This window comes from Pseudoalteromonas sp. GCY, assembly GCF_016695175.1.
Classification (GTDB): domain Bacteria; phylum Pseudomonadota; class Gammaproteobacteria; order Enterobacterales; family Alteromonadaceae; genus Pseudoalteromonas.
On the sequence record NZ_CP068022.1, the window covers coordinates 831098 to 854853 of the forward strand.

At 42.6% G+C, this 23756-nt stretch carries 21 protein-coding genes; 11 read left to right on the forward strand and 10 right to left on the reverse strand.

The genetic code is table 11. The features are described from left to right. Window positions 1-144: 144 nt before the first annotated feature. Window positions 145-1020, reverse strand: a complete 876-nt coding sequence (locus tag JJQ94_RS03245) for a helix-turn-helix domain-containing protein (RefSeq protein WP_099031994.1) — start codon at window positions 1018-1020, stop codon at window positions 145-147. A 1216-nt stretch (window positions 1021-2236) separates the two neighbouring features. Continuing rightward, the gene (locus JJQ94_RS03250) at window positions 2237-3268 is read right to left on the reverse strand and encodes an IS110 family transposase (protein ID WP_201435411.1); all 1032 of its coding nucleotides are present in this window, start codon (window positions 3266-3268) and stop codon (window positions 2237-2239) included. Window positions 3269-3475: 207 nt separating this feature from the next. Here JJQ94_RS03250 and JJQ94_RS03255 point away from each other — a divergent pair, with 207 nt between their 5' ends. The 4 genes from JJQ94_RS03255 (at window position 3476) to corA (ending at window position 6493) form a co-directional block, all read left to right on the forward strand. Next, on the forward strand, window positions 3476-4336 hold the full coding sequence (locus JJQ94_RS03255) for an alpha/beta fold hydrolase (protein WP_099031561.1): 861 nt from the start codon (window positions 3476-3478) through the stop codon (window positions 4334-4336). A gap of 3 nt (window positions 4337-4339) precedes the next feature. Beyond that, the gene (locus tag JJQ94_RS03260) at window positions 4340-4963 is read left to right on the forward strand and encodes a TetR/AcrR family transcriptional regulator (RefSeq protein WP_099031560.1); all 624 of its coding nucleotides are present in this window, start codon (window positions 4340-4342) and stop codon (window positions 4961-4963) included. Beyond that, window positions 4960-5451 carry a GNAT family N-acetyltransferase gene (locus JJQ94_RS03265; protein ID WP_099031559.1) on the forward strand — a complete coding sequence of 164 codons (492 nt, stop codon included), beginning with the start codon at window positions 4960-4962 and terminating at the stop codon, window positions 5449-5451. Before JJQ94_RS03260 ends, JJQ94_RS03265 begins: the two co-directional genes overlap by 4 nt. An 85-nt stretch (window positions 5452-5536) precedes the next feature. Next, a complete protein-coding gene (corA, locus tag JJQ94_RS03270) occupies window positions 5537-6493 on the forward strand; it encodes a magnesium/cobalt transporter CorA (protein ID WP_010603700.1) in 957 nt (318 codons plus the stop codon). A gap of 12 nt (window positions 6494-6505) precedes the next feature. Here the strand turns inward: corA and JJQ94_RS03275 are convergent, their stop codons facing one another. After that, on the reverse strand, window positions 6506-6898 hold the full coding sequence (locus tag JJQ94_RS03275; RefSeq protein WP_236596426.1) for a GNAT family N-acetyltransferase: 393 nt from the start codon (window positions 6896-6898) through the stop codon (window positions 6506-6508). A 359-nt stretch (window positions 6899-7257) separates the two neighbouring features. Continuing rightward, the gene (locus JJQ94_RS03280) at window positions 7258-8610 is read right to left on the reverse strand and encodes a hypothetical protein (protein ID WP_099031557.1); all 1353 of its coding nucleotides are present in this window, start codon (window positions 8608-8610) and stop codon (window positions 7258-7260) included. Between the two features lie 119 nt (window positions 8611-8729). Between JJQ94_RS03280 and JJQ94_RS24095 the strand changes: the two genes are divergently transcribed. After that, window positions 8730-8939, forward strand: a complete 210-nt coding sequence (locus JJQ94_RS24095; protein WP_236596427.1) for a hypothetical protein — start codon at window positions 8730-8732, stop codon at window positions 8937-8939. Window positions 8940-9099: 160 nt separating this feature from the next. On the opposite strand, the gene JJQ94_RS03290 is transcribed toward JJQ94_RS24095, so the two are convergent. Further along, window positions 9100-9258: a YqaE/Pmp3 family membrane protein gene (locus tag JJQ94_RS03290; protein WP_010369885.1), complete on the reverse strand. Its 159-nt coding sequence runs from the start codon at window positions 9256-9258 to the stop codon at window positions 9100-9102. A 388-nt stretch (window positions 9259-9646) separates the two neighbouring features. On the opposite strand from JJQ94_RS03290, the gene JJQ94_RS03300 reads away from it, so the two are divergent. Continuing rightward, the gene (locus tag JJQ94_RS03300; RefSeq protein ID WP_236596428.1) at window positions 9647-9970 is read left to right on the forward strand and encodes an MgtC/SapB family protein; all 324 of its coding nucleotides are present in this window, start codon (window positions 9647-9649) and stop codon (window positions 9968-9970) included. A gap of 34 nt (window positions 9971-10004) precedes the next feature. Here the strand turns inward: JJQ94_RS03300 and JJQ94_RS03305 are convergent, their stop codons facing one another. The 3 genes from JJQ94_RS03305 to JJQ94_RS03315 all read right to left on the reverse strand — a co-directional run bounded on the left by JJQ94_RS03305 (window position 10005) and on the right by JJQ94_RS03315 (window position 13171). Continuing rightward, a complete protein-coding gene (locus tag JJQ94_RS03305; protein WP_099031556.1) occupies window positions 10005-10241 on the reverse strand; it encodes a hypothetical protein in 237 nt (78 codons plus the stop codon). A gap of 152 nt (window positions 10242-10393) precedes the next feature. Then, window positions 10394-12100: an alkaline phosphatase D family protein gene (locus JJQ94_RS03310; RefSeq protein WP_099031555.1), complete on the reverse strand. Its 1707-nt coding sequence runs from the start codon at window positions 12098-12100 to the stop codon at window positions 10394-10396. Between the two features lie 168 nt (window positions 12101-12268). Then, the gene (locus tag JJQ94_RS03315; protein WP_099031554.1) at window positions 12269-13171 is read right to left on the reverse strand and encodes a LysR substrate-binding domain-containing protein; all 903 of its coding nucleotides are present in this window, start codon (window positions 13169-13171) and stop codon (window positions 12269-12271) included. 732 nt (window positions 13172-13903) lie between these two features. On the opposite strand from JJQ94_RS03315, the gene JJQ94_RS03320 reads away from it, so the two are divergent. Both JJQ94_RS03320 and JJQ94_RS03325 read left to right on the forward strand, forming a co-directional pair. Further along, a complete protein-coding gene (locus JJQ94_RS03320) occupies window positions 13904-16492 on the forward strand; it encodes a M1 family metallopeptidase (RefSeq protein ID WP_099031553.1) in 2589 nt (862 codons plus the stop codon). Between the two features lie 63 nt (window positions 16493-16555). Then, window positions 16556-17302 carry an alpha/beta hydrolase gene (locus tag JJQ94_RS03325; RefSeq protein WP_099031552.1) on the forward strand — a complete coding sequence of 249 codons (747 nt, stop codon included), beginning with the start codon at window positions 16556-16558 and terminating at the stop codon, window positions 17300-17302. A 78-nt stretch (window positions 17303-17380) separates the two neighbouring features. Here the strand turns inward: JJQ94_RS03325 and JJQ94_RS03330 are convergent, their stop codons facing one another. Next, a complete protein-coding gene (locus JJQ94_RS03330; protein WP_099031551.1) occupies window positions 17381-17863 on the reverse strand; it encodes a DoxX family protein in 483 nt (160 codons plus the stop codon). A gap of 124 nt (window positions 17864-17987) precedes the next feature. After that, a complete protein-coding gene (locus JJQ94_RS03335; RefSeq protein WP_099031550.1) occupies window positions 17988-20753 on the reverse strand; it encodes a methyl-accepting chemotaxis protein in 2766 nt (921 codons plus the stop codon). 229 nt (window positions 20754-20982) lie between these two features. Here JJQ94_RS03335 and JJQ94_RS03340 point away from each other — a divergent pair, with 229 nt between their 5' ends. From JJQ94_RS03340 to JJQ94_RS03350, 3 genes are read left to right on the forward strand one after another with little or no spacing between them, the layout of a single operon-like run. After that, window positions 20983-22095, forward strand: coding sequence for a sensor histidine kinase (locus JJQ94_RS03340; RefSeq protein WP_099031549.1), 1113 nt, complete (start codon window positions 20983-20985; stop codon window positions 22093-22095). Continuing rightward, on the forward strand, window positions 22088-22714 hold the full coding sequence (locus JJQ94_RS03345) for a response regulator (protein ID WP_099031548.1): 627 nt from the start codon (window positions 22088-22090) through the stop codon (window positions 22712-22714). The genes JJQ94_RS03340 and JJQ94_RS03345 overlap by 8 nt, the downstream gene beginning before the upstream one ends. Before the next feature lie 39 nt (window positions 22715-22753). Further along, complete coding sequence (locus JJQ94_RS03350) at window positions 22754-23659, forward strand: histone deacetylase family protein (RefSeq protein WP_099031547.1); 906 nt, start codon at window positions 22754-22756, stop codon at window positions 23657-23659. The last annotated feature ends 97 nt before the right edge of the window (window positions 23660-23756 follow it).

Genomic DNA, 23756 nt, shown 5'->3' on the forward strand with positions numbered 1-23756 from the left:
AAACTTACCATTATATTTGAATTTTTGGTATCAATTGATTTAAGCAACCCTTACTACACCCGCTTATTTGTTCTTTTGCAGATCATAAAAAATCAATAATTAAAAACACACAGAGTTCTCTATTTTTATGGGAATATCTTCACATTATTGTATGGGTGCAGCATTTGCTCTATTTAAAGCCTGCTTACGGCGCGCAGTTATTCCTGCGTATAACACAAACATGCAGAGCAGATAAGGCACGGCCTTAATATAAGCAAAGTAATCAAACATAAAGGTCAGCTCCCAAAATGGTTTGGCAACTTCTTCATCTATACCTAAATGCTCTAGGTTACGGATAAAGTTTTCCATCAGTGCAGCAAAATCAATCAAAGCTAACGTACATGCGAGTGCATAAAGCGGCGCGTCTACTTGGTTCTTCTCAAAAATGCTGGCTGAATTCCCTTTGGTAAAACACGCACCTAAAAACATTCTGTATTTGATCATTAGCGCAAGCAGTAAACTCAGTAAAAGTTGAGTTGCAAAAGCATAGATATTTTCAATGTAATAGCTTTCAATAGCTGGGATCAATACAAATGTAAGCCAGTAAACAACGGCGATTTCCAACGAAAAAGCAAATATAAAAATTGCAACAATGCTTTGACTATTCTTGTCATTACGCGCATAAAAAAATAACAAGATCAGTAGTCCAATGAAGATAACTTCAAATACTAAAACGCTGACAATAGAACTCATAAATAGTAAAAAGATATTGCCTTTGTCTTTAATATTCTCAGGATACAAGCGCTTCAGCGCCTCGGTATCATCCAAAATATCAGCCAGCTTTACCTTGCAAAGATCCGCAAACTTTAACAATGTCCCAAGTTTAAATGAGCTCACTCCGTTTAAGTAATTGTCTAACGTGCGCGAGCCTATACCTAAACGTTTACAGACATCTTCTCGGGTCATACCTCTGGTACGCTTTAACCCAAGTATTAACCTACCTATCCGCTGGCTTACCTCATATTCCTCTGGCGTTTGCATCTGTCCACCATTGTTTTACGTTAGCTCCCTTGAAATTAACCCAAACATTACATTTAGTTAAATATAAAGACAAGCTTCTCTCGATAAATTGCAATTAAAAAACAATAAAACACTCAATACTCCGCCAACTTTACGTAATTTGAAATATTTCATCGTTTTCACGCTTAACCGTTCTTTAAAGATAAACCTTATTGAGGGTACAACCCTCATAGCCGTGAGCATTTATAAAACCAGATAAGCTGTGGGTAATCCGCAGCCGGCGTTTTAAAAAGATCGCTGGGTAAACCAGCTCCTACATGGTGGTGTGGAGTCAGTATAAGGTGCTTTGTGTAGCGGTTGGTGCCTTATAAAGATCGCTGGGTGAACCAGCTCCTACGAGGGGGTGTGGAGTCAGTATAAGGTGCTTTGTGCAGCGGTTGGTGCCTTATAAAGATCGCTGAGTGAACCAGCTCCTAGAAGGAGGTGTGAAGTCAGTATAAGGTGCTTTGGCAGCGGTTGGTGCCTTATAAATATCGCTGGGTGAACCAGCTCCTACGAGGAGGTGTGGAGTCCGTATAAGGTGCTTTGTGTAGCGGTTGGTGCCTTATAAAGATCGCTGGGTGAACCAGCTCCTACGAGGAAGTGTGGAGTCAGTATAAAGTGCTTTGTGCAGCGGTTGGTGCCTTATAAAGATCGCTGGGTAAACCAGCTCCTAGAAGGAGGTGTGAAGTCAGTATAAGGTGCTTTGGCAGCGGTTGGTGCCTTATAAATATCGCTGGGTGAACCAGCTCCTACGAGGAGGTGTGGAGTCCGTATAAGGTGCTTTGTGTAGCGGTTGGTGCCTTATAAAGATCGCTGGGTGAACCAGCTCCTACGCGGGGGTGTGGAGTCAGTATAAGGTGCTTTGTGCAGCGGTTGGTGCTTGGTAAAGATCGCTGGGTGAACCAGCTAATATGGACTCCTCCAATTGTACAAGCCATTTTTAGCATTATTAGTGTGATTGCGTGCTTATATCCGGGCTCTTGATGAGGTGCTACCTCGGCCTCTTTGATGTATTCGCGCCCTTGTGCCTTATCTCCTACGCGGTATTTGTATACACCTGCGGTTTAACAGGCTCTCAAGGGTGGGTCTCACCGCTTAATGCTCTATCTTGGCTTGTTCAATACTGGGGGTAATCTCAGTATACTTTTTGCTTTCTTTTTCTGTTTATCTTGATTTTTTCTTCTGTTACTCAGTGCTATGCCGCTAAGATTTTTGGCTCGTATGTTGAACCGTTTTTAAGTAAGGCATAGGCAGTTCTAACCGTTTTGTTGGCCAATGCAATGGCAACACATTTCACGCTTTTCTTGGCGAGTAGGTTTTTTATCCAGCGTTCTTTCTCTGTGGTCGCTTCTTTATGTTTTAGCCTGCTGACTACCGTTCTTGCACCGAGAAACAGGTTTTTCCTTAATGTATTGCCTCGTCTTTTGGGGATATGCCCTATCTTGGCTTTTCCGCCTGATGAGTGCTGGGTCGGTGTAACACCTGCACATGCTGCAGCCCCTCTGGCATCACTAAATTGTGAAGTATTGCCTAAAAAGGATAGCAGCTCTATCGCGGTAATTGGGCCAACGCCTTCTAATGCCATTAAACGCTGGCAACTGTCATTTTGCTTGGTTATCGCTTCAACTTGTTTATGTAGCTGTGCTTTAGCGTTGCTTTGTGTTTTATATAGGTCATAACTCACCGCGAGTGCTTGTTTTAATGCGATAGGGAGCGCATTTTCAGCATCTTCTAAAATATCTGGAACCGCTTGTGTTAACGCTGCATCGCCTTGATTAATGACAACACCAAACTCTAATAGCAATCCACGTATTTGATTTGAAAGCTGGGTCTTTTGTTTATCTACTAAGGTTCTCGCTTGGCTCAGTGACTGCAACGTTTGCTCTTCAACTGCCATGATTTTACAGGGCTTCACGTTGTATGCTTGGCTTGCACTGGCAATGGCGAGGACATCGTTTGCATCGGTTTTTTGGCCTTGCCTAAACGCTTTTACGAACTTAGGGGGAAGCAACATGACGTCGTGCCCCAGTGACAGTGCTTTGCGAGCAATATGCTGGGCGCTACCACAAGCTTCCATCACGACCTTTGAACCCTCGGTTTTTGCTAGCAACTCAAGCATAGGTTCGCGTTTCATTGGCTTATTAAACTTGAGTTTATTGCCTTTCAGCTGTGCCACCTGGAAAATGTTTTTTGCCAAGTCGATAGCAATTAAATTAGACTGTGTCATGTATGGACTCCTTATTTGGTAAAAGTGTTTTGCAATATCTTTATACCGTACTCTCCCGATAAGGGGGAGGAGTCCATACATCTCCTACATGGGGGTGTATCGCATAGTAAACCAGCTGCAACATTAAAAGGTGATTGTTATGCTTTACAAAAAAGTACAACTGTTCTATTTTAATAAAAGTACAAGTGTTCTTTTTTAGAGGTCAGGATGAAATTCAGCTACTTTAATGACAAAGACGGCTCGCTTATCACCAAGATAAGCCGGCGTGTCACAGGGCTTATGTGCACGCTTGCGCCACCTATCACTTCGAGGTTAGGTCAGGTATTACTGATGAGCCCGCATGGTAAGCGTCAATATCAGTTTAAAAATAAAAAACCCAATGGTGAGTTCAATATTCTTACCTCGCTTGGTCGCGTTCATGTAAACGTGTTTGGTCTCGGCCCAAAGACCGTTGTATTAAGTCATGGTTGGGCCGATAACAGCAGTTGCTTTGATACCTTGATCCCAGAACTCGTTGCGGCGGGATTTTGCGTTGTGGCGATTGATCATGTTGGTCATGGACAATCTCATGGTAAGCAAGCCCATTTGCTGGCTTTTGTTGAAGCGCTGGATACTCTGATTGAGAAGCTAGAAGCCGATCGCCATGATATCGTGGCTTTGGTGGGCCATTCTATGGGCGCTGTGGCGCTGATGAACTTACCAGATTATCGGCTAGAAAATCGCGTGGTTATTAATGTTGCAACTCCCGTGCAGTTTTTTGAGCTGATGTTTGAGCGCGTCGCGCGAGCGGGCATTTCTGAAAAAATGCTGCACCAAGTGTTAGGAGCTATCACCACAAGGTATGGCACGCATTGGCATTTGATCCGAGATAAATTCCACGACGGTGTACTTAAATTTAAGCCGACATTTATCCACGATACCGATGACCGATTTGCGCCATTTGAACACGTAGAGTCGCTTATCGCTGCCACCCCTGAGCGTTTAATCCAAACCTCAGGCCTTGGACATCGCCGCATTTTAGGCGATACTGGCGTTATTCAACGTATTACTCAAAGAATAACTGCATAAGTGATGAATAAAGGCGAGAGAACGAGACAAACCATTTTAGAGCAAGGTATGCGCTTTAGTAGCCAATATGGCTTGATAGAAGTCACTATTGGTTCTATGGCAAAGCTTTGTGGCTTGTCTCGCAGCGGGCTTATCTCGCATTTTGACAGTAAAGAAGATATGCAGTTGGCGATCCTCGATTACTGTGAAGATCAATTTATGCTGCATGTCGTCGCACCGGCACGACACCAAGATCCCCTTGTACAACTCAAAATGCTCTTTTCTATTTGGGCAGACTGGACTCGCGAATTATTTAATGAACCACATTCAACTTGCCCGTTTATCAAAGCGTTGGTTGAATTTAATTGCCATACAGACAGCCCTATTCATACCAAAGTTACCGAGCAACATAACCGATTATTTAGCTATATTAAGCATAAAATCGTGCAAGGGATAGAAAGCGGTATTTTTCATCCTGAGCTTGATGCACAATGCGCGGCGTACGAGCTATACAATTTGTATCTAGGCCATGCGATAGCGAAAAATACGGTACTAACAGAACATGCCAGCGAGTTGTTTAAACGTAATATTGAGCACTTACTTGAAAGTTACCAAGCTGATCCAAAAGCACGGAGCGTATCTGCATGATTGAAATAATCTCTACCCCAAACCCTGATATTGTTGAGCAGCTTACTGAGCTATACATCGCGACTTTTTCAGCGCCGCCACGTAATGAAGAAATAGACCAAGCAGCCATTCGCTTGCTTATGGAAAAGGAAATCGAAGAAGGCGAAGTGCGTGTTATTTTTGATGACTCAACAAAGCAACTTATAGGCAGTTTGTCGCTAGTGCCAATCGCGCATTTTAAAGATAAGGCGCGCTTTGATCTTACATCAGGCCTCTATATTTCGAACTTTATGGTTGATGCGAATATTCGCGGTAAAGGAATTGGCAAGCAATTACTGCAAGACACCTTAGCCGCTACTCGCCAACCTATCCACACTCGTTGTCGAGTAGATGCCTTAGCAGTGAATCATTTATTTCAGCGCCATGGCTTTAAATTGGTTGCTAATTACACAACAATTATGAATAACTCGGTTGCGGCGCGTAATATCTACACCTATCAAGCTGAATAATCTGCGGATAATCCTTGGATTGTCATTGTTGATTAATACATTCACTCTTATACTTTGCCAAAGAGTCGTCGTGTAGAGTAATGAGATGCTGAGGTTTTTTTCGATTGAACACGGTGTAATTTCCGAAATGGAACCAAGCGCCGACACCCCGATTGAAATAGCAATCAAAAACGCCCATTGGATAGATACTATTAATCCCACTGAGGAGGAGCGAGTTGCCCTGGCAAACACGCTAAATATTACCCTTCCTGGTGCGGATGACGTAGAGGAAATTGAAGCCTCTTCACGCTGTTTTATCGACAGCGAAGGTCTGCATGTACACGCTTTGTTTATGTCTCCCAATGACGGGCGTTTTAATACGGTGACCGTCGCCTGCTTATTACAAAAAAACTGCTTATTAACCATTCGTGATGACGAACTTGCGGATTTTAGGTTGCTGCGACTGCGTGCGCGTAAAGGGCAAGTGGCGTGCGATAACCCAAAACAGCTGTTAGTGACTTTGTTCGACCAAAAAGTCGAAAACCATGCGGATATGCTTGAGGATATGCACCACCAGCTTGAAAAGCTCAGTGCCTATGTGCTTGAGGAAGAAGACTCAGATCTAGAAGAAGCTGTTAGTCGTATTTCAAGACTAGAAGATGCTAACGGTAAAGTGCGCTTATGTTTGATGGACACGCAGCGCAATATCTCGTTTTTAATGCGTCATGTGGGGGTGCAATCTGAAGAGCGAGAAACGCTACGGGAAGTCACACGAGATATCGAAACGCTAATGTCGCACTGCGCCTTTCTCTTCGATAAAGTGAATTTTTTGATGGATTCTACGCAGGGTTTTATCAATATCGAACAAAACCAAATTATTAAAACCTTTTCCATTGCCTCTGTCGTATTTTTGCCACCCACAGTGGTTGCCAGTGTGTATGGAATGAATTTTAATAATATGCCAGAGCTAAACTGGGCTTGGGGCTATCCTTTTGCGATTGCTATTATGCTGCTCTCTGGTTTTGCGCCTTATTTATTCTTTAAACATAAAGGTTGGCTGTGATCTTTGGTTAATCTAGAGGTGTAGCTTCATTTCCAGCAGGCAAGGTGTAAATCCCGCTTTTTCATAAGCGCGAATTGCTGCGGCGTTACTACTGTATACATCAAGGTAAAAGTCGTTGACGTTTTGGGTTTTACACCAAGCGATTAAGTGCTCCATGATCTCTTGATTTAAACCTTTACCACGATGCTCCGGTGTTACATACATAAACCCAAGATAACCATGCTGCGTGTGCTGTAGCTGCTGTTTAGACGCCCTTATCTGCACATATCCTGTTGCGACTATTTGCTCTGACACTTCACCAACAACCACTAACGTATTCGAACAAGTGAGTAATTTCTCAAGATCATAGTATTTGGCGTCTTGCGATTTGATTGCTGCGTTATACGGACGCTCTGCTTCAACCACTTGCTGTTCTAAGTCTAGAAGTGTAGTTAACCTGAGCTGCGGATAATTAATGCCTTTCTAGCAGCCAGTTTTAGCGCTAACTGCGTTGAATTCACTTCCAATAGCCAGCTATTGGTGCGTAAATTCGCCTTGTTTTCCCTAAAACTCTCTGGCTAGACAAGGAAAAAACTAAGTTGTGCTTTAGCAACAATGAGTTGGAACATTCCTTATCCAAACCTAAGGTTAGTTAAGTCGTTGATAGTGGCTGCTCTAATTTTCATATTTTTTCCTTAAAAAAAGCCACCTTAGCTTAACTAAGGTGGCAAAGCCACTATCTACAGTGTTAAAAATTGTCAGGGACTACATGAGTAAGCTAAGTATTAATGGTCGTGAGACTCCTCAGCTGCAATACCAAGCCATACTAGTTTTTCTGGCACGTAATCTAGCTCAAACGTGTCTACCAGTTTGGCTTCTTCTAAATCAAACTTTTTAATTTGTTTTGCAATTGGATCGCTCACATATACCGCTTGCTCTGAATGAGAGAATGTAATTTGGAAGCCATGACCTTCTGGCATCGTAGTTAAATCAGCATCACTTACTTGTACTTCACCTGCAGCTTCAAAATGGTGCTCGCCATCATGCTCATGACCGGCAAAAATGCTGAGTTTACCTGCGGTATCCATCACCACAACATGCTCACCCGCAAAGCTAAATCCAAAACTAGCAATGCGATAGTTATCACTTACTTGCCATTCAAGCTTCTCGATATGGCCGTGCTCTGGGTCAACCATCAGCACATCATTACCTGCTGATGCGATAAACTGCTCTGCACCATGGTGGCCTTTAAGGGTGCCAATTCGCTGCCCGTCAGCAAAGTAATCTGGATTAGCTAGTTTTACTGCACTAAAGCTTTCGCCTTGCTGAGTGATAAGCGCAACACCGTCACCGCAACCAAATGCCACTGCTTCTTCATTTTGAGCGCTGCCGTGAAGTGCTGGACAACTTACGTTAAATACTTGCTCTTGATGAAAATGGTCACCATGCGCATGATATAAACCAATTTGCGAGGGTAGAGAAGTTTCGGTTTGAGGGTCTCTGATCGTGCTAATTAAAAATTCACCTCGAGCTTGCGCCGCACCGTGCATGTAAGTGTCGTAATGTAATACAGCGACTTCGCTTTGCTCGCCGCTAATATGCGCTTCACTAAACATCGCGGCACTAGCATTTTGTTGGCTGTCTTTGTCGCCATCAGAGAATACAGCAATACCAGACTCACCCACCGTAACGTGTGTTGGCTTCACTGATTCTAAATGGAACGAAGCAAGTGCAGGCGCTTCTTCATGAGTATGGTGATGATCGCCATGCTCCTCTTCATACAAACCGCCATCAATAAACTCCACTAAACCTTGGTCACGTTGTACCAAGACAGCAAAGCGGTGATTTTCAGAGCTATATACATATTTTGGATAGTGGGTAACGCCAATCGAGTCGATAAGTGATTTATCCGCCGTTGAGTACACATTCACAACGTTACTTTCTGCGCTAGTGACTAACAGACGACCATTTGCGTCTGCGATCGTATCTCCATGATCGTGATCATCATGACCATCGTCATCATTGCCGTTATCTTGTGCTGGCGGGTCTACTTTTACGATTGTGTGTTCAGTACCACCACATGCAGAAAGAAGAATTGCGGAAATGGCAACTGCCAAAAGTTTACCTTTTAATACCATGAGAGAGATCCTATTTTTATTTATGTTATACCATAACTTTAAATATGTTATCTTATAACAAAACCAAAAACAACACCTCGACTAATCACCTATTTTACACACAAACCCAATCGTGAAATATGAAATCCAATTGTCACGACCAAACAAAGGCTAAACTGCAGATAACAAAATGCCTGTGGGTAAACGCAAAAGCATGGATTGTGGCAATAGGTACTATTTCAACTTATACCTCCACTGGTGCAGACTTTATGAGTCAAAACTTGATGATCACCATTGTCTTTCTATTGGTGTCATTTCCTTGTGTTGGGATCTGGTTGGTGTTTGGTTAGTCGCTGCAACATGTATTAAAAAAATGAGCAAAGCCTTGGATGGTTTAATTTTGTGATGGCTGCATTACTTGTGCTTTCAGTAATGCCAATCGTGCTGGATATCTTTGCAGGATAATCCCCTGCAAAGATTACCGTGTTATTGTTACTTGTTGTCCGCTTTTTACCGACGGGCGATCACCCACACTGCATGCACAATTCCTGGTATATAACCCAACAATGTCAGCAAAATATTTAACCAAAAAGCCCCGCCAAGACCGACTTGCAAGAACACGCCGAGTGGTGGAAGCAGGATTGCAATGATGATCCTCAATAAATCCATTGTTCTCTCCTAAAAGTTATAGACGCTTACATGGTGCATAGGTTATGCCAACTCAAAAGAATGCCTTTTGCATTAACCCACTAACAGTATAGGAGATAAAAAATGCCAGATTGGATTAATCTTGATTTAGCACTCATTTGGTATCACTTTTACCAAATTATTTTTGCGTTTTTAGTTAACCTGAGCTTGGGATAAGAAGTTAGTTAACTTATTAAAAGCGATAAGTTCAAAAAACATCTTCCCACTCTAGCTTGGTGTTTTTTCTTAATCCAAGGCAAATTTGTGCGTCAATAGCCAGCCTATTGCAAACAAATTTAACGCAGTAGTAAGGAAAAACAACTGCTAGAGAACAAGTTGTTATTCCGAGACCAGGTTACCCACTCTACCTTTGGCTATTAATAGAGAAAGTCGCTCTGATAGCGCGGGGCTAAGAACATTCCCATTAGTCGCTATTTCCTGTTGTGCTTTTATTTTAACAAGTATGGACGTCTTTGAATCACATGAAGCGCAAGCAAGAGTAATGTACGGTGTCATTACTGGAATTGGCTTTATTGGTGGCGGCTCAATTGTGAAAAATGATAACTCCACACATGGCGCAGCAACCGCTGCAGGTATTTGGTTAACCGGGGCAATAGGGATCTCAAGCGCATGTCAACGATATGAAATCGCAATTGTATTAAGCGCGGTCGGGTTTTGGTGTTTCGCTTGCTAGAGTCTTATAAAAAGCCTTCGAGTTCTCAATAGACTTACGTTGAACCTTTCGTTCTTTTGCTCGAGACTTGGCGCTTGAGCTCTAACTTTTCACCAAAGAAGTATTCGTAAGCTAAAATAGCGATAAAATAAAAGAATCCAAAAACGCTGATATCAATAAGCAATTTACCGAAGTCAAAGGGTTCTTCGAATAAAAAATATTCAAAATCAGTAAGATAAAAAACTAACTTAGTCAAAAAAAGTGCGGGTAAAAGTGAAATAACAAATTTCAAATTAATGTCCTTTTAATTTGCCTGAGGTACTATCCGAAGTGCAGTTTACCTGCTTTCTTCCTAGATTGCACGCAATATACATTTTATTTCGATAGTTTACAAAGAGTTACTATCTTATCAGCTGAGCACTAAGCTCAGCTAATAACGAAACATCAAAACTTGATAATAGTTGAAACCGCTTCCTCGTTTGCCGTTTCAATAGACATTTTCAGTTCACGATTTTGCCAATCTATATCTATCAAGCCGTAGTTACTTCCCGATTTATTAATCAAATGGCGGTTAGATGTTGTCAACTTTGCGATGTCTTTGCTTATCGCACCAACTCGTCCGGTTGGAATACTGGCACCTGCTGGCGCACAGTTGCCCCACTCACCTTCGATGCCGTTTTGGTTATCATCCACTTGGGTATAACACCAAGGCTTATCGTTGTCTCGCGTGATACAACCTTGGTAGGTTACACCTGCATATTTGAACGGTAACTGACATACTTTGGCAAAATTGCCATCCCCTTTGTCATCTGCGTAAATCGGTAACCTTAATGGGTTTTCGATATGATAAGGCCAGTTTTGACCAAACCCAGATGCCGTCACTTCGTAGACGTTAACTGCTTGACCATATGTGCTGCTTGCGGGAATAGTCTTTTGCAAAAGCTCTCCCCAATGTTGATCGCCAGACAAAAATACAACGGCTTTAGTCTTACCTTCGTTCACTGATTTCTGTACTAACCTAAGCAAACGCTCTCTTTGTGCTGGCATTTCAGCCCAAGACTCATAACTAGTACCAGACATATTTGTTTCTTCTAATGACGCGATGGCAGCATTAAATGTTTTGCCGTCTCCATAAGCACAGTAGTTAGTTTTACTTCTGCCTTGATGCAGTGGAGGCAGTACTTGAATGCCGCTTGCAATGAGCTTGATTTCTGAAGGTTTTTGTAACTCTTGCTCAAGCCATTGCCACTGCGCCTCTCCCAATATGGTGCTACTTTCACCTTCACACGTACCGTAACTTGAAAAAGTTGGAGAACGGAAGTAACGGGCATCCAATGTGATCACATGTGTGGTTTCGCCCGAGCCACCCAGCATTTTTGCTTCGTAAATACCAGCTTGACCGTTTAGTCTTGGGTCAGCCTTATCAACATCAAAGTGACGCAAGTATTCTTTCTGTGCGTTTACTCTCTGTGGATAATGTTTGCCTTCATTGTTCCAACCAAAATCATGGTCATCCCAAGTCGCCATCACCGGGATCTTTGCCTCTAAAAACTTGCGATATTCACTATTGTTCTTTTTATCATCGTACTTCTGGCGCATCACTGCCATATCGGTGGTATCTGCGTAGATATTGTCTCCTAACCAAAGAAATAGATCCGGTTGTTGACCAATTAGTTTAGCGAGCGCTTCAGGCATATCTCCTTTGGTTTTGAAACATGAGCCAAGTGCAACTCTATCTAATCGCTTACTTTGTAGGGGTTGAGTGTGAGCTAAAAGCGCTGGCGGCGCTTCTGGCTGGCATTCTTCCCAGCCGCCTTCTTCAACATAGCACCAAGGTGCGGTGTGATTTCGGGTTGTACAGCCATAAAATTTTTCACCCTGATACTCCGATGGCGTTTTACACGCTTTTCCGGTTATAGTTTTGAATTCCGGGATGGTTTCTGTTCTGACATGACCCCATGTTGCGCCTTCGATGCTTTGTTTTAAATAGCACCACTGCGAACCTGAATTATTTTTATCCGTCGTCCCTTGATACTGAGCGGCTAGATAGTTAAAAGTGGATTTACAAGACTCGTAGTGAACTTCAGGTTCTGCATTGGTGACGCTGCTCATGAGCATCAACACGACTGGCGTGAGAGTATAAGTTTTCATCGTTTCCTCGGTATTTGAATGTTGGCATCCTTGCTAGTTTTCCTTGCGGGAACGGAGTCTAATTCGAAAATGTTAAATTTTAGTTTAATATTTATTTCAAGTTCACATTTACTTCCACATTCATGAAATAATACGAAAGAGGCTCAATTAATGAGCCATAACTAGGCCTTATGGCAAGTGGTTAATAAGCCAATCAATAAATACTTGGATCCGAGCTCTTTTTGGTGAATAGGGATCAAATAACACATAGCGTTGCCATACCACAGGGTGAGGGATATCAAAAAGCTGCACAATAAGTCCAGCTTGTTGAAAGTCTAAAAATAGCTCTTTGGAGACGATTGCCACACCTTGGCCTTTAAGCGCTGCACTCAATGCCATGTCATTAGAAGAGACTCGAGTGTGTGGGCCTTTGGCACAAATACTTGAACCGCATATCCCTTGAGTCTCAAACCACTGCTCCCAGCTTACTTTGTCATCGTCGTGATGGATAAGGTTGCATCTTGCTAAATCACTCGGAGACTTAATTTGCAGCGCTTCTTTGTAGCTTGGTGAACAAACAGGGTAGTTGCTATCTTCCCCAAGATATAACTGCTCAAGTCCGGCTGGGCACGCTAACTCTCGCTTGGTAGAAAATCGGATCGCAATATCAATATGGTTTAAACGAATGTCTTCAAAGCGATTCGAGCCAAGCACACGAATTTGGATGTCGTCATGAGACTCGTAAAACGAACATAAGTTAGGCATTAGCCATAATGAGCAAAAAGACTGGGTTGACGTGATAGTTAAGCTACCAGCCAATTCTTGTGTTTGAATTTGATTTAATCCCCCAATAATGCGCTTAAACGCACTTTGAGTAGACATTAGCAACACTTCACCGGCTTCAGTCAAGTGCATATTACGGCCTTTTCTTACAAAAAGCTTAACTGCAAGTGCATTTTCCAGTTGCCGCATTTGTTGACTTACTGCCGCTTGCGTAATGTTCAATTCGAGTGCAGCTTGAGTGTAACTTTGGAGCCGAGCTGCACTCTCAAAACAGCGTAGTGCACTTAAGTGCCTTAACCTCTTATCCATAAGCTCAACTTATATTAATTGTAATTAACTATCGTTGGTATCCTGCCATATTTTGACCCAAGATACAGTCATAAATTACTTAACCTGAACTCAGGTTACTCACGACTACGACAGGAGCAACAATGAATTATTGCAAACCAAAGCCAAAGTCACGGTTATTACACTGGTTAAATATAATCGGGGCCTATCTGAAGTTAGAACACACAGTGAAACATAAGTAGTTTCAATATGTGGGAACATAATTAACCTGAGCTGCGGATAATTAATGCCTTTCTAGCAGCCAGTTTTAGCGCTAACTGCGTTGAATTCACTTCCAATAGCCAGCTATTGGTGCGTAAATTCGCCTTGCCTACAGGATGTAGGTACCTTAGCGAGAGCAGGACGCGGAAGCGGTGTTTTCCCTAAAACTCTCTGGCTAGACAAGGAAAAAACTAAGTTGTGCTTTAGCAACAATGAGTTGGAACATTCCTTATCCAAACCTCAGGTTAATTAAGTACGGTGGAGCCTGTTACAATTTTTGTTACACAAAAAGTCGACTAACCCACCGCTACAATTTATTGATATTACTTAATATTTTAAATATCAACCGGATAGTAAACCTTTACCCTCACTATTTTGCAACAAGTTTTGTTAAAATAAACGGAACACTGCGCTCATTATGTTTTGTTTACACCTAGTGACAACATACGGCACATTGATTACAACAATAACAAATATGGATAAAGGATTTTTATGCTATCTAAATCTCTGATATGCAGTGCTATTTTACTAGCTACTAGCGCTTCTGTTGATGCCCAATCTAATGCTGAACTTCATCGTTTAGCCACCGTAGCTAAACCGATAGAACAAGCTGTCACATTTAACTTAGATCCGTCTAAGGAGCGTTTTTCAGGACACACGACTATAAAACTTGAGGTGCTCAAAGCCACTCAGTTTATTGAGCTCAACGGATTAGACTATGCAATCAACACTGCTGAGTTAGTCGGAAAAGCGTCGTGTGAGCTCAGAGATAAAATGCTCGAAACCGGTAAAGTGAGATTGAGTTGTGAAAAAACACTGCAACCGGGTCGCTACACGCTTACTATTGACTATACCGCTCCTTACAATCGCAATAGCGTCGGTCTCTATAAAACCATAGACAATGGCGTGCCTTACTTATTTACTCAGTTTCAGATGAGTGATGCAAGAAGAGCAATACCAACGTTTGATGAACCTGAGTATAAAATTCCATTCCAACTCACTATTACCGCCCCTGACGATCAAAAAGTATTCGCCAACACGCTTGTTTTAGAGACCAAAAAGTCAAATGGCATGACCACCCACTACTTCGACAAGACACCGCCTCTTCCTTCTTATTTAGTTGCCTTGTCCGTTGGTCCATTCGAAGTACTTGATGTTAAAGGGATGTCGGTTCCAGGTAACATTATTACCCCACAAAAGAAATCAAATCTTGCCGCTTATTCCATCGAAAACACGCCAAAGATACTCAAAGCACTTGAAGACTATTTTGACTTACCCTATGTCTATAAAAAACTAGACCAAGTCGCAGTCCCTGAATTTCCGTTCGGAGCAATGGAGAATGCAGGCCTTGTGACTTACCGAGAAGATATATTACTTATCGATCCGCCAACGTCGACAAGACAAGCCCAAACTTCGCATGTGAACGTTATTGCTCATGAGCTCGCACACCAATGGTATGGTAATTTAGTTACGATGAAATGGTGGAATGATCTGTGGTTAAACGAAGCATTTGCCACTTGGATGGCTGCAAAGATCACATTACAGTTGTTTCCTGAGCTAGAGACCAATTTATCCTTATCTCAACACAGTGCCATGCCCTATGACGCTCAAGCAACTACCTCACCGATCCGCAAACCGGTTATTACAGAGTCTGATGTAACAGATGGCTTGGGACTTGCGTACAGCAAAGGTAGCGCGGTACTTTACATGGTTGAGCAGTGGCTTGGGGAAGCGGTATTCAAGCAAGGCATGCGCAATTATATCCGTAAATTTGCTTATAAAAATGCAGAAGCTAAAGATCTTTGGAATGAGCTGGGTAAAGTGTCTAATAAAGATGTTGCTACAGTGCTAAACTCATTTGTATCACAAGCTTCATTTCCACTTTTGACGATTAAGTTAGATGGTCAGAATGCCATCGTATCCCAACAACGTTTTGTAATAAAAGGGCAAGAAGCGGCAGCACAAACTTGGCATATACCCATCACGTTGCGCTATGGTAAAGGTGACAAAACGGCCACTAAGACAATACTTCTAGACGCTAAGACACAACAGATTAAATTAGACTTTGAGCCTGAGTGGATCTTACCAAACGACAATGCGACAGGTTATTACCGCTGGGATCTTTCTGAGTCTCAACTCGCAAGCCTAATATCACATGCCCCAAACAAGCTAAACGAGCGGGAGAGATTAGACTTACTAAGCAATGTTGACGCGCTGATGGAGTCTGGAAAAATAAACGCCAATGCGTTGATGTTAACACTCAGTGAGTTTATTAACGACACTCATCCCAAGGTAGCAAAGGCCGCTCTCACTCAATTACTATCACAACATAAACAGTATGAAGACGATTCAAATAAGTTACTTTGGAAGAAACTTTTTACGACTTATGTTGAGCCTGCGTTTTCTCGATATGGACTTGAGGCAAATGCAAATGAACCAGCTGCCACATCGGAAATACGTGCAGCATTGGTTAGAGCACTGGCTTTCGAGACAAAGCATCAAACCATTATTACGCATGCAAAAAAACAAGCGAGTTTATATTTAACGTCACCTGATAAAGTTGACCCCTACTTGGCAAGAAGTTTCCTGCAAATTGCCGCTTACTACGGTGATGCTGAGCTGTTGAAGTCGTACAAAAAAGTATTTGAAACTACTAATAACCCAACTCAACGTACTAATCTATTGCTTGCCATGGGTTATTTTGGTCCTCAAGAATTGCAACAACAAGTACTAGATTATGCCCTAAGCGAGCATGTAACTGCCTCCGACTTTAATTACATATTAAGCGGGAATGGTAAAGGCGATGAGCGAAAAGCGCTTTATCAAAAGTGGTTTTATAAGCACTTTGAGCGCGTAAAGGAACGTTTTCCTCCTTTTGCCAAGCCACAGCTACCTTTTTACCTATTTTCGTACTGTGACGCAGATGCACTAAAACAGGCGCAGCAGTTTTTTGGACCAATGCAAAACGAGATAGAAGGCCTAAGTAAATCACTTAAGCAACTGGAATTGGCAACAAATACCTGCATCATGCAAAAGCAAAGAGAGCTAGCTTCAGTTAACCAATTTTTGAATAACTTGTAAAAGACTCCAACCAGTTGTGGCGCTTTTGGCTTTTGCTGAGCGCCACTATTTTTTAGGATAAATATGTTACGTTCATTTTTATTATTGCTATGTCTGCCATTCGCCTTGGCCGCTGAAACCGTGATTGACTCCGCTCGTGATAGAGCAATTCCAGTAGAAACTCATTTGCCAACCGACATCAATCACTGTTCAGAAGCGGCACCTTGTCCTGTTGCACTGCTAAGCGCCGGCTATGGTGTCTCACATACTGACTATCAATTTTTGGTCAAGACGCTAAACCGAGCTGGATATTTGGTTATTACTGTAGGCCATGAGCTTGCAACTGATCCTCCTCTTTCCGTCGAGGGAAACTTATACGAAACACGCGCAGAAAACTGGCAACGGGGCGCTGATACGCTGGTGTTTATTCACGATTACTTTAAGCCGAAGTTCACCACCTTTGACTTTGAGCATATCCTCTTAATTGGCCATTCTAATGGCGGCGACATTTCAGCATGGTTAATCAATCACGGTGCTAAATTTGTAAACCAAATCATTACGCTAGATCATCGCAGAGTGCCATTACCGAGAAGCCTTGATGTAAAGGTATTGTCGATACGAGCAAGTGACTTTCCAGCAGACAAAGGGGTGTTGCCAAGTCGTACTGAAAAGCACAAATATCAGGATTGTGTTGTCACGATAGCGAGCGCAAAACACAACGACATGACTGACGAAGGTCCGAGCTGGCTAACAGACAAAATAGCACAAATTTTGGCTGATCATTTGGCTGGTAAACCTTGCTTAGAGAATGAAAAAGCAAACGACCAATAGTCTAGTCGCGAAATGCAGAAAGGGAAGCGGGTCAATCTCACCCCCCTTTCTGTTTATGTGTTCTGCTTGAGCTGAGCTTTATTTAATTTCAGCCACTGGTATTGATAGCGGTTTTACACACATAAAATATGCCCAAGCAATCAATATGATTTGCAGTGGTGCTCTAATTAGCAAATAAACTGGTCCCCACTGATGTCCCCCCAAGCCAACGCTGTTGAGCGCTGCATACACATTTGCAGGAAAAAACAGGATAAAAACGGCAATAGCCGCTTTTGCTGTAGGCAACTGATATTTAGGTATAAATAACAGAATCGCTACTGCGAGTTCGATGACACCAGTGAAGTACACCAAAGGAAGCCTATACGGCACCCAACTAGGTAACATTTCTACCATTCCCTGTGCTTTTACGATATGGCCAATAAAAAAGAACATGAATGCGATACCGAGACCCCAACAGGCAAGCGTTGTTGTCTCTACCTGTACGCCTCTTACCTTTGAATAGATAATACCGAGTAATAACGGGCTGCAAAGTAACAGTATAATGATGATTGGTGTAACCATGGTTTATGCCTTATCCCTAAACATTGTTAGCAGCTAAAAAGCCACCAAGTTTATCCAATCATGTCACGTGATGTTCCTAAAAACAATAAAGTTAGCAACCGTATGTGCTAGATTTTGCTGATCTTTAGCTCACCACTTTCATCAATTCCGCTTTAGTCTTGCCGATATCAAACTGCTCAACCATCTCTCGCAATTCATTGGCTTTACTCAACAATGACAGCCCCGATGCATTCGTCATCTCTACCAAGGTATTGTTTTGTTGCGTGATACCATCAATTTGTTTAATCGCTAGATTAATTTGCTCAATACCACTTGATTGCGTATTGCAAGCTTCAGCAATCGTCTGCACTTGCGATGCAAGTCCATACACACTTTCCACGATGGTTTTTAACGTCTCACCGGATTCTGACGCCAACTTAGACCCTTGCTTCACTTTGATGTTACTGCTTCCCAGCAACTCAGAAATGTCTTTTGAGGCGCTTGCACTGCGCAGCGCTAAATTTCTCACTTCTGAGGCGACGACCGCAAAACCTTTTCCTTTTTCTCCGGCTCTTGCAGCTTCAACAGAGGCGTTCAGCGCTAATAAGTTAGTTTGAAACGCAATAGAATCAATAACCTCAATGACGGTAAGTATTTCTTTGGCACTCTTACTAATTTCGGTCATTGCCTCAATCGTTGACTCAACTACCTTTCCACCTTGCTGTGCTTGCTGGTTAACTTCTATAGCCAACTGATTAGCCGATTGCGCATTACTGGCGTTTGAGTGCACGGTTTCGGTGATTTCACCGACTGATACTCGTGTTTCTTCAATAGATGCGGCTTGAGAAGAGGAACGTTCACTTAACTCTTCGATGCCTGTGGTGATCTGCTGTACCGAAACCGTGATGGATTCCGCCATGGCCAGCAGCTTTTGCATCATATTGGCTAAGTTGCCAACACTGGTATTCACCGATTGTTTCAGCAGCGCAAAATCACCCGCATAGCTTTTTTCAACTTGGCGAGTTAAATTGCCTTGAGACAGCCCATCCATCACATTCATGCACTCCTTAAGCGGCGCTTCTATCGAGTCCAGCGTTTCATTCATGGCTGTAATTATGCAGGCGTATGCGCCATGGTGATTGCTAGCGTCTGCTCTATGATGCAAGTCTCCTTCGCTGGCCGCATCAGCAAGCTTCTCGGCATCGGTTAGCATCAACTTTATCGCACCAACACAAGCAAAAAGGCTTTGATAGATGCTATTAAACTCTCCTTTATAACCATCATTCGTTAAGGCGGGTAATTCTCCTTTTGCGATACTTTCTAGATACCCACTAGTAAGGGCTACGGGTTTAGAGACCGCATCAAGCGTTTCATTAACACCACGAATGATTTTCCGAAATTCACCCTGATGTTTGGCTTCATCCGCGCGAGTAGAGAGCTCCCCTTCTCCTGCGGCGGCAACTAAACTGTAAGTATCCTCAATAAGTAACGATAGTGATGAGGTGGCGCGTTGTAAGGCCTTATGTATTTGCGCAAATTCGCCCTTAAACTCACCGCTAATCTGCTCGGGAATTTCTCCTTTTGAAAGCGAAGTTAGATATTGTTTTGTTTGGCTAATGGGTTGCTCAACAGCATCAAGTAGTTTGTTAAGTCCGCTGGCTATTAATTTCATGGAGCCAACGTATCCCTCAAGGTTTAGACGTTCACTTAGTTTGCCATCGGAAGCTGACTTAATGAGCTGTTCAACCTGTTGCTCTGCACGTCTTGTCTGACTTAAATCCTTAAATTCAAATACCGTACCTAGCACCCTACCATTTTGATCGGAAACCGGGTTAGCGGTTGCCTCGATGATTATGTCACCCACACGCCACTCCCACTCTAACTGGCGTACTAATTGACCGGCAGCCTGCTGCAGTGCTTTAGAGCTGTGAAGTAACGCTTCGGGAATTGGATGATTAACGACTTCAGCCGGCACGCTTAACGCGATGCGGTATCCATCAAATAAAGAATCACACTGCGCGTTCACATAGATCACTTGATTACTGTCATCACACAAAAGCACAGGTGCGGCCACGTTATTTAGCGCATAACGGATCCGTAAGTTTTCTCTTGCTTGTAGTTCTAGTTTTTGAGTCGCATCAAGTAAGCTAGTTTGCATTTGCCGTAAATTTGCCAGTAAGTTACCTATTTCATCGTTACTGTGTACAACAACTTTGTTGTCTAATCGACCACTCGCAATTGCCTTGGCCACATCAGATGCGCGGCGGATTGGACGAGTGATTAAATGCTGCATATACCAAGTCAGTAATCCTAAAGTCACAAGCGCAACAATGATGAGTCCTAGAGTACTGAAAAAGATAAGTTGGTTTTTTGTCGCGACAATTTCACTCGTTCTCGTGTCTACTAACGCGTTAATTTGCTCATTAATTTCAAGTAAGTAAACACTTGCTTGGCGGTCTATTCCACTCACTGAAGCATCAGCAAGGTTAATATCAAAGCCTGAACTTTTGAATAGCTCCACCGCTTCACGATATTTTTGTCCTAAGGTGAGGTGTTCTTTTTGATATTCACGCAACTTATTTTCTAGGGTAGTTGGTAACACATAGGCTGAAACAATTGAACTGAGTTGCTTTTGTACCTCAGCTTCTTTGGTTTCAAATCTTGACCAATATTTATTTAGCTGGGCAGGATCTCTTCCTCTAATGAGTACATTTTTCCACTCTTGTACTTGGGTTTTGAAATCATCGAGCACTATATTTATTTGCTCACGGGCAGCCAATTCATTGTCTATCATGCTGTCATACTGCTCCGCGACGCGTTTCATCACCAAAACAGTAATCATCGCACCGATGAGCATTACCACTAAACCCGCTGTTACCGCAGAAATAAGTTTTGCCTTAACACTTTTCATTCTGAGTATCCCTAATTATGAAAAGATTGTTACATAAAGATAGAACAGGAATAGTGGCGTCACAAATCAATGCACCATCAAGGGTGAAAAACCGTTATTGCACTTTGATTTACAATGTAAAACTTATGACATTCGTCATCATCACAGAGTCACAAATATCTGCTAGGATAGGTTCGCAAGAGAATAAAGGAATAATACCTGCAGAGCAGGTTTTTAGCGGAGTAAGTAGATGTCGGCGTTTTTTCGCTATCCGACGGCTTGGTTGGTAACAACCATTTTCACTTGGTTAGCCGTTGCAATACCAAGTTTGGTTTATGCTCAGCAGAAAGCACAATGGCTGCCTTGGGTACAGCATATCGGTGTTTTGATCCTCGTACTTTTATGTATCAATGAATCCGAAAAATACTATGGTTACAAGGCTAGATATTCAATGCTGTTTGTATTGGCGCTTTTGATCCAGTCAATTAACCTTACTTCCCCCGCCGCAATTCATCTTATTTACAACGTAAAACTCGTTGGGATCCTTGCTTTTTATGTTCCTTTAAGTTTTGCGCTTGGGTATATCCTAGTTACCTCCTGCTTATATGTTGCGTCGCAATACTTTTTTTGGGGACATGGCTTTGAATATCTCAACGCTGTGTTATTTGCTTGTTTTCAGTTATTTGCGTACGTGGTGTGTAAAAGAATGCAAAAAGAACAAGAAGCCAAAGAAGCGCTACAACTTGCCCACAGTCAGCTATCTGCAACGCAGTCCCTGCTAAGCCAAAGTATTGCTAAACAAGAACGCCTTCAGTTAGCACGAGAATTACATGACGATGTTGGACATCAAATAACCAGTCTGATTGTAAATTTAGATGTCGCAAGACGAACTGCGGCTGCACCATTAACCGAGCTATTAGATAGCTGCTATTTGCAAGCTAAAGACACCCTAAAATGTATTCGCGATTTAGTCAGCGACAAGCGTAGCAACGAGCATATCGATCTCCATGATGCATTGCTGAGGCTTACTGAATCTATCCCTCGTCTTAACATTGAACTCGACTATGAACATCACCCGTTACTCGAGAAATTAAGTTATGCCAATTGCATTTTAAAATGCTGCCAAGAGGCCATCACCAATACCTTGAAGCACGCCAAGGCGGATAAAATGCAAGTACGAGTGTATTGTCAACAAGGGTTAAAAGTACGAATAAGTGACAACGGCATTACCTTAAATAGTATTCGATTTGGAAATGGTCTGGCTGGTATGCAGGAACGGATCCAAGAACTCGGCGGCAGTCTTGATGTGTCAACTCATCAAGGCGTAACATTAACTATCCATTTTGGGACGACAAATGGCTAAAATATCAGTTTACCTAGTCGATGATCAGGCGCTTGTGCGCCAGGGTATGCAAGCACTTCTTTCGCTAAGTGGTGACATTATTTGTTCTGGAAGTTGTGGCAGCGGCAGTGAGTTCATCCAACAGGTTCAATTAAACCAAATTACAGCTGACATTGTACTTTTAGATATGCGAATGCCTGAGCTAGATGGTGTCGATGTGCTCACCGAGCTTTTGCCTTTGGCAATCAAGTTTAAAGTCATTATCCTCACTACCTTCAACGATACTGCAAAGCTAAAATTAGCCCTAGAGCTTGGTGCTAAAGGCTGTCTTCTTAAGGACGTGGACTTAGAAGAGTTAATTGATGCCGTTCGACAAGTCCATCAAGGTGAACTCATCATCCAAGAAGAACTGGCTGAGACCTTACTAAAACCTGACCCCACTTTAGATAAGCTCACCACACGAGAAAAGGATATTTTAAAACTAATCGCGAAAGGATATTCCAATAAGGAAATCGCCAATACGTTATATAAAGCGGAAGGTACGATCCGTAACTCAGTTTCTTGCCTGCTTGCAAAACTACAAGTACGAGACAGAACCCAAGCAACACTGAAAGCTAAAGCGCTCGGCTTCGGGGATTGATATTGCTACACTGCCATATCGCCATTTCCGGAGCCGTTTTTGAACAACCCAAATTTACCACTAGTTTATCACTCTAATTACTCATTCAATTTTGACCCAAAGCACCGCTTTGTGATGAGTAAATTTGCGCGTCTTTACCAAGAAGTAGATGCACTAGGGCTAATTCACAACAATGTTTATAGCCCAGAGTCAGGCAACCCATCGCCACTTGAAAGCGTGCACTGCGAGCAATATATTTGGGACTTATGGCGTAATCAACTCGACGCTAAATTGATGCGCCGTATAGGTCTACCTTGGTCAGAGCAGCTTATGGCGCGTACTTTTACTGCGCCTCTTGGAACGCTAAAAACTGCAGAACTTGCGCTTAAACATGGTATTGCATGCCATTTAGCCGGTGGCACGCACCACGCACACTATGATTTTGGCTCTGGTTTTTGTATGGTGAATGATCTTGCCTTTACAGCTACGCATTTGCTCGACAACAATCAGATCACCAATGCCTTAATTTTTGATTTGGATGTTCATCAAGGCGACGGTACCGCCGCTATGCTAAAGCACAACCCGTATGTTTATACCTGCTCAATCCACTGCGAGAAAAACTTCCCCTTTCGTAAACATGCTAGCGATTTAGATATTGGCTTAGAAATAGGGATCAGTGACACACACTACCTAGAAATTGTCGCACATACGCTTGAGTCATTATTGATTGATCTAAATCCAGATATTGTGCTGTACGACGCTGGTGTCGATGTTTGGCAAGGTGATAACTTAGGTAAATTGGATATCTCATGGCTTGGCATTGCGAAACGAGATGCATTGGTGCTGACATTATGTCAAAAGCATGGTGTCCCTGTCGCAACCGTGATTGGTGGCGGATACGATAAAGATCACCAAAGACTAGCAAAGCGCCACGCGATTGTGGTGCAGCAAGCTGCAAAGCTTTAATCTAACCAATCGATTATGCAACAAGCTTTTCGTACACTTCCAATAGATAAATAATTCATAAAACACCCAAAAACCTCATTTGAATTTCAAAAATAAC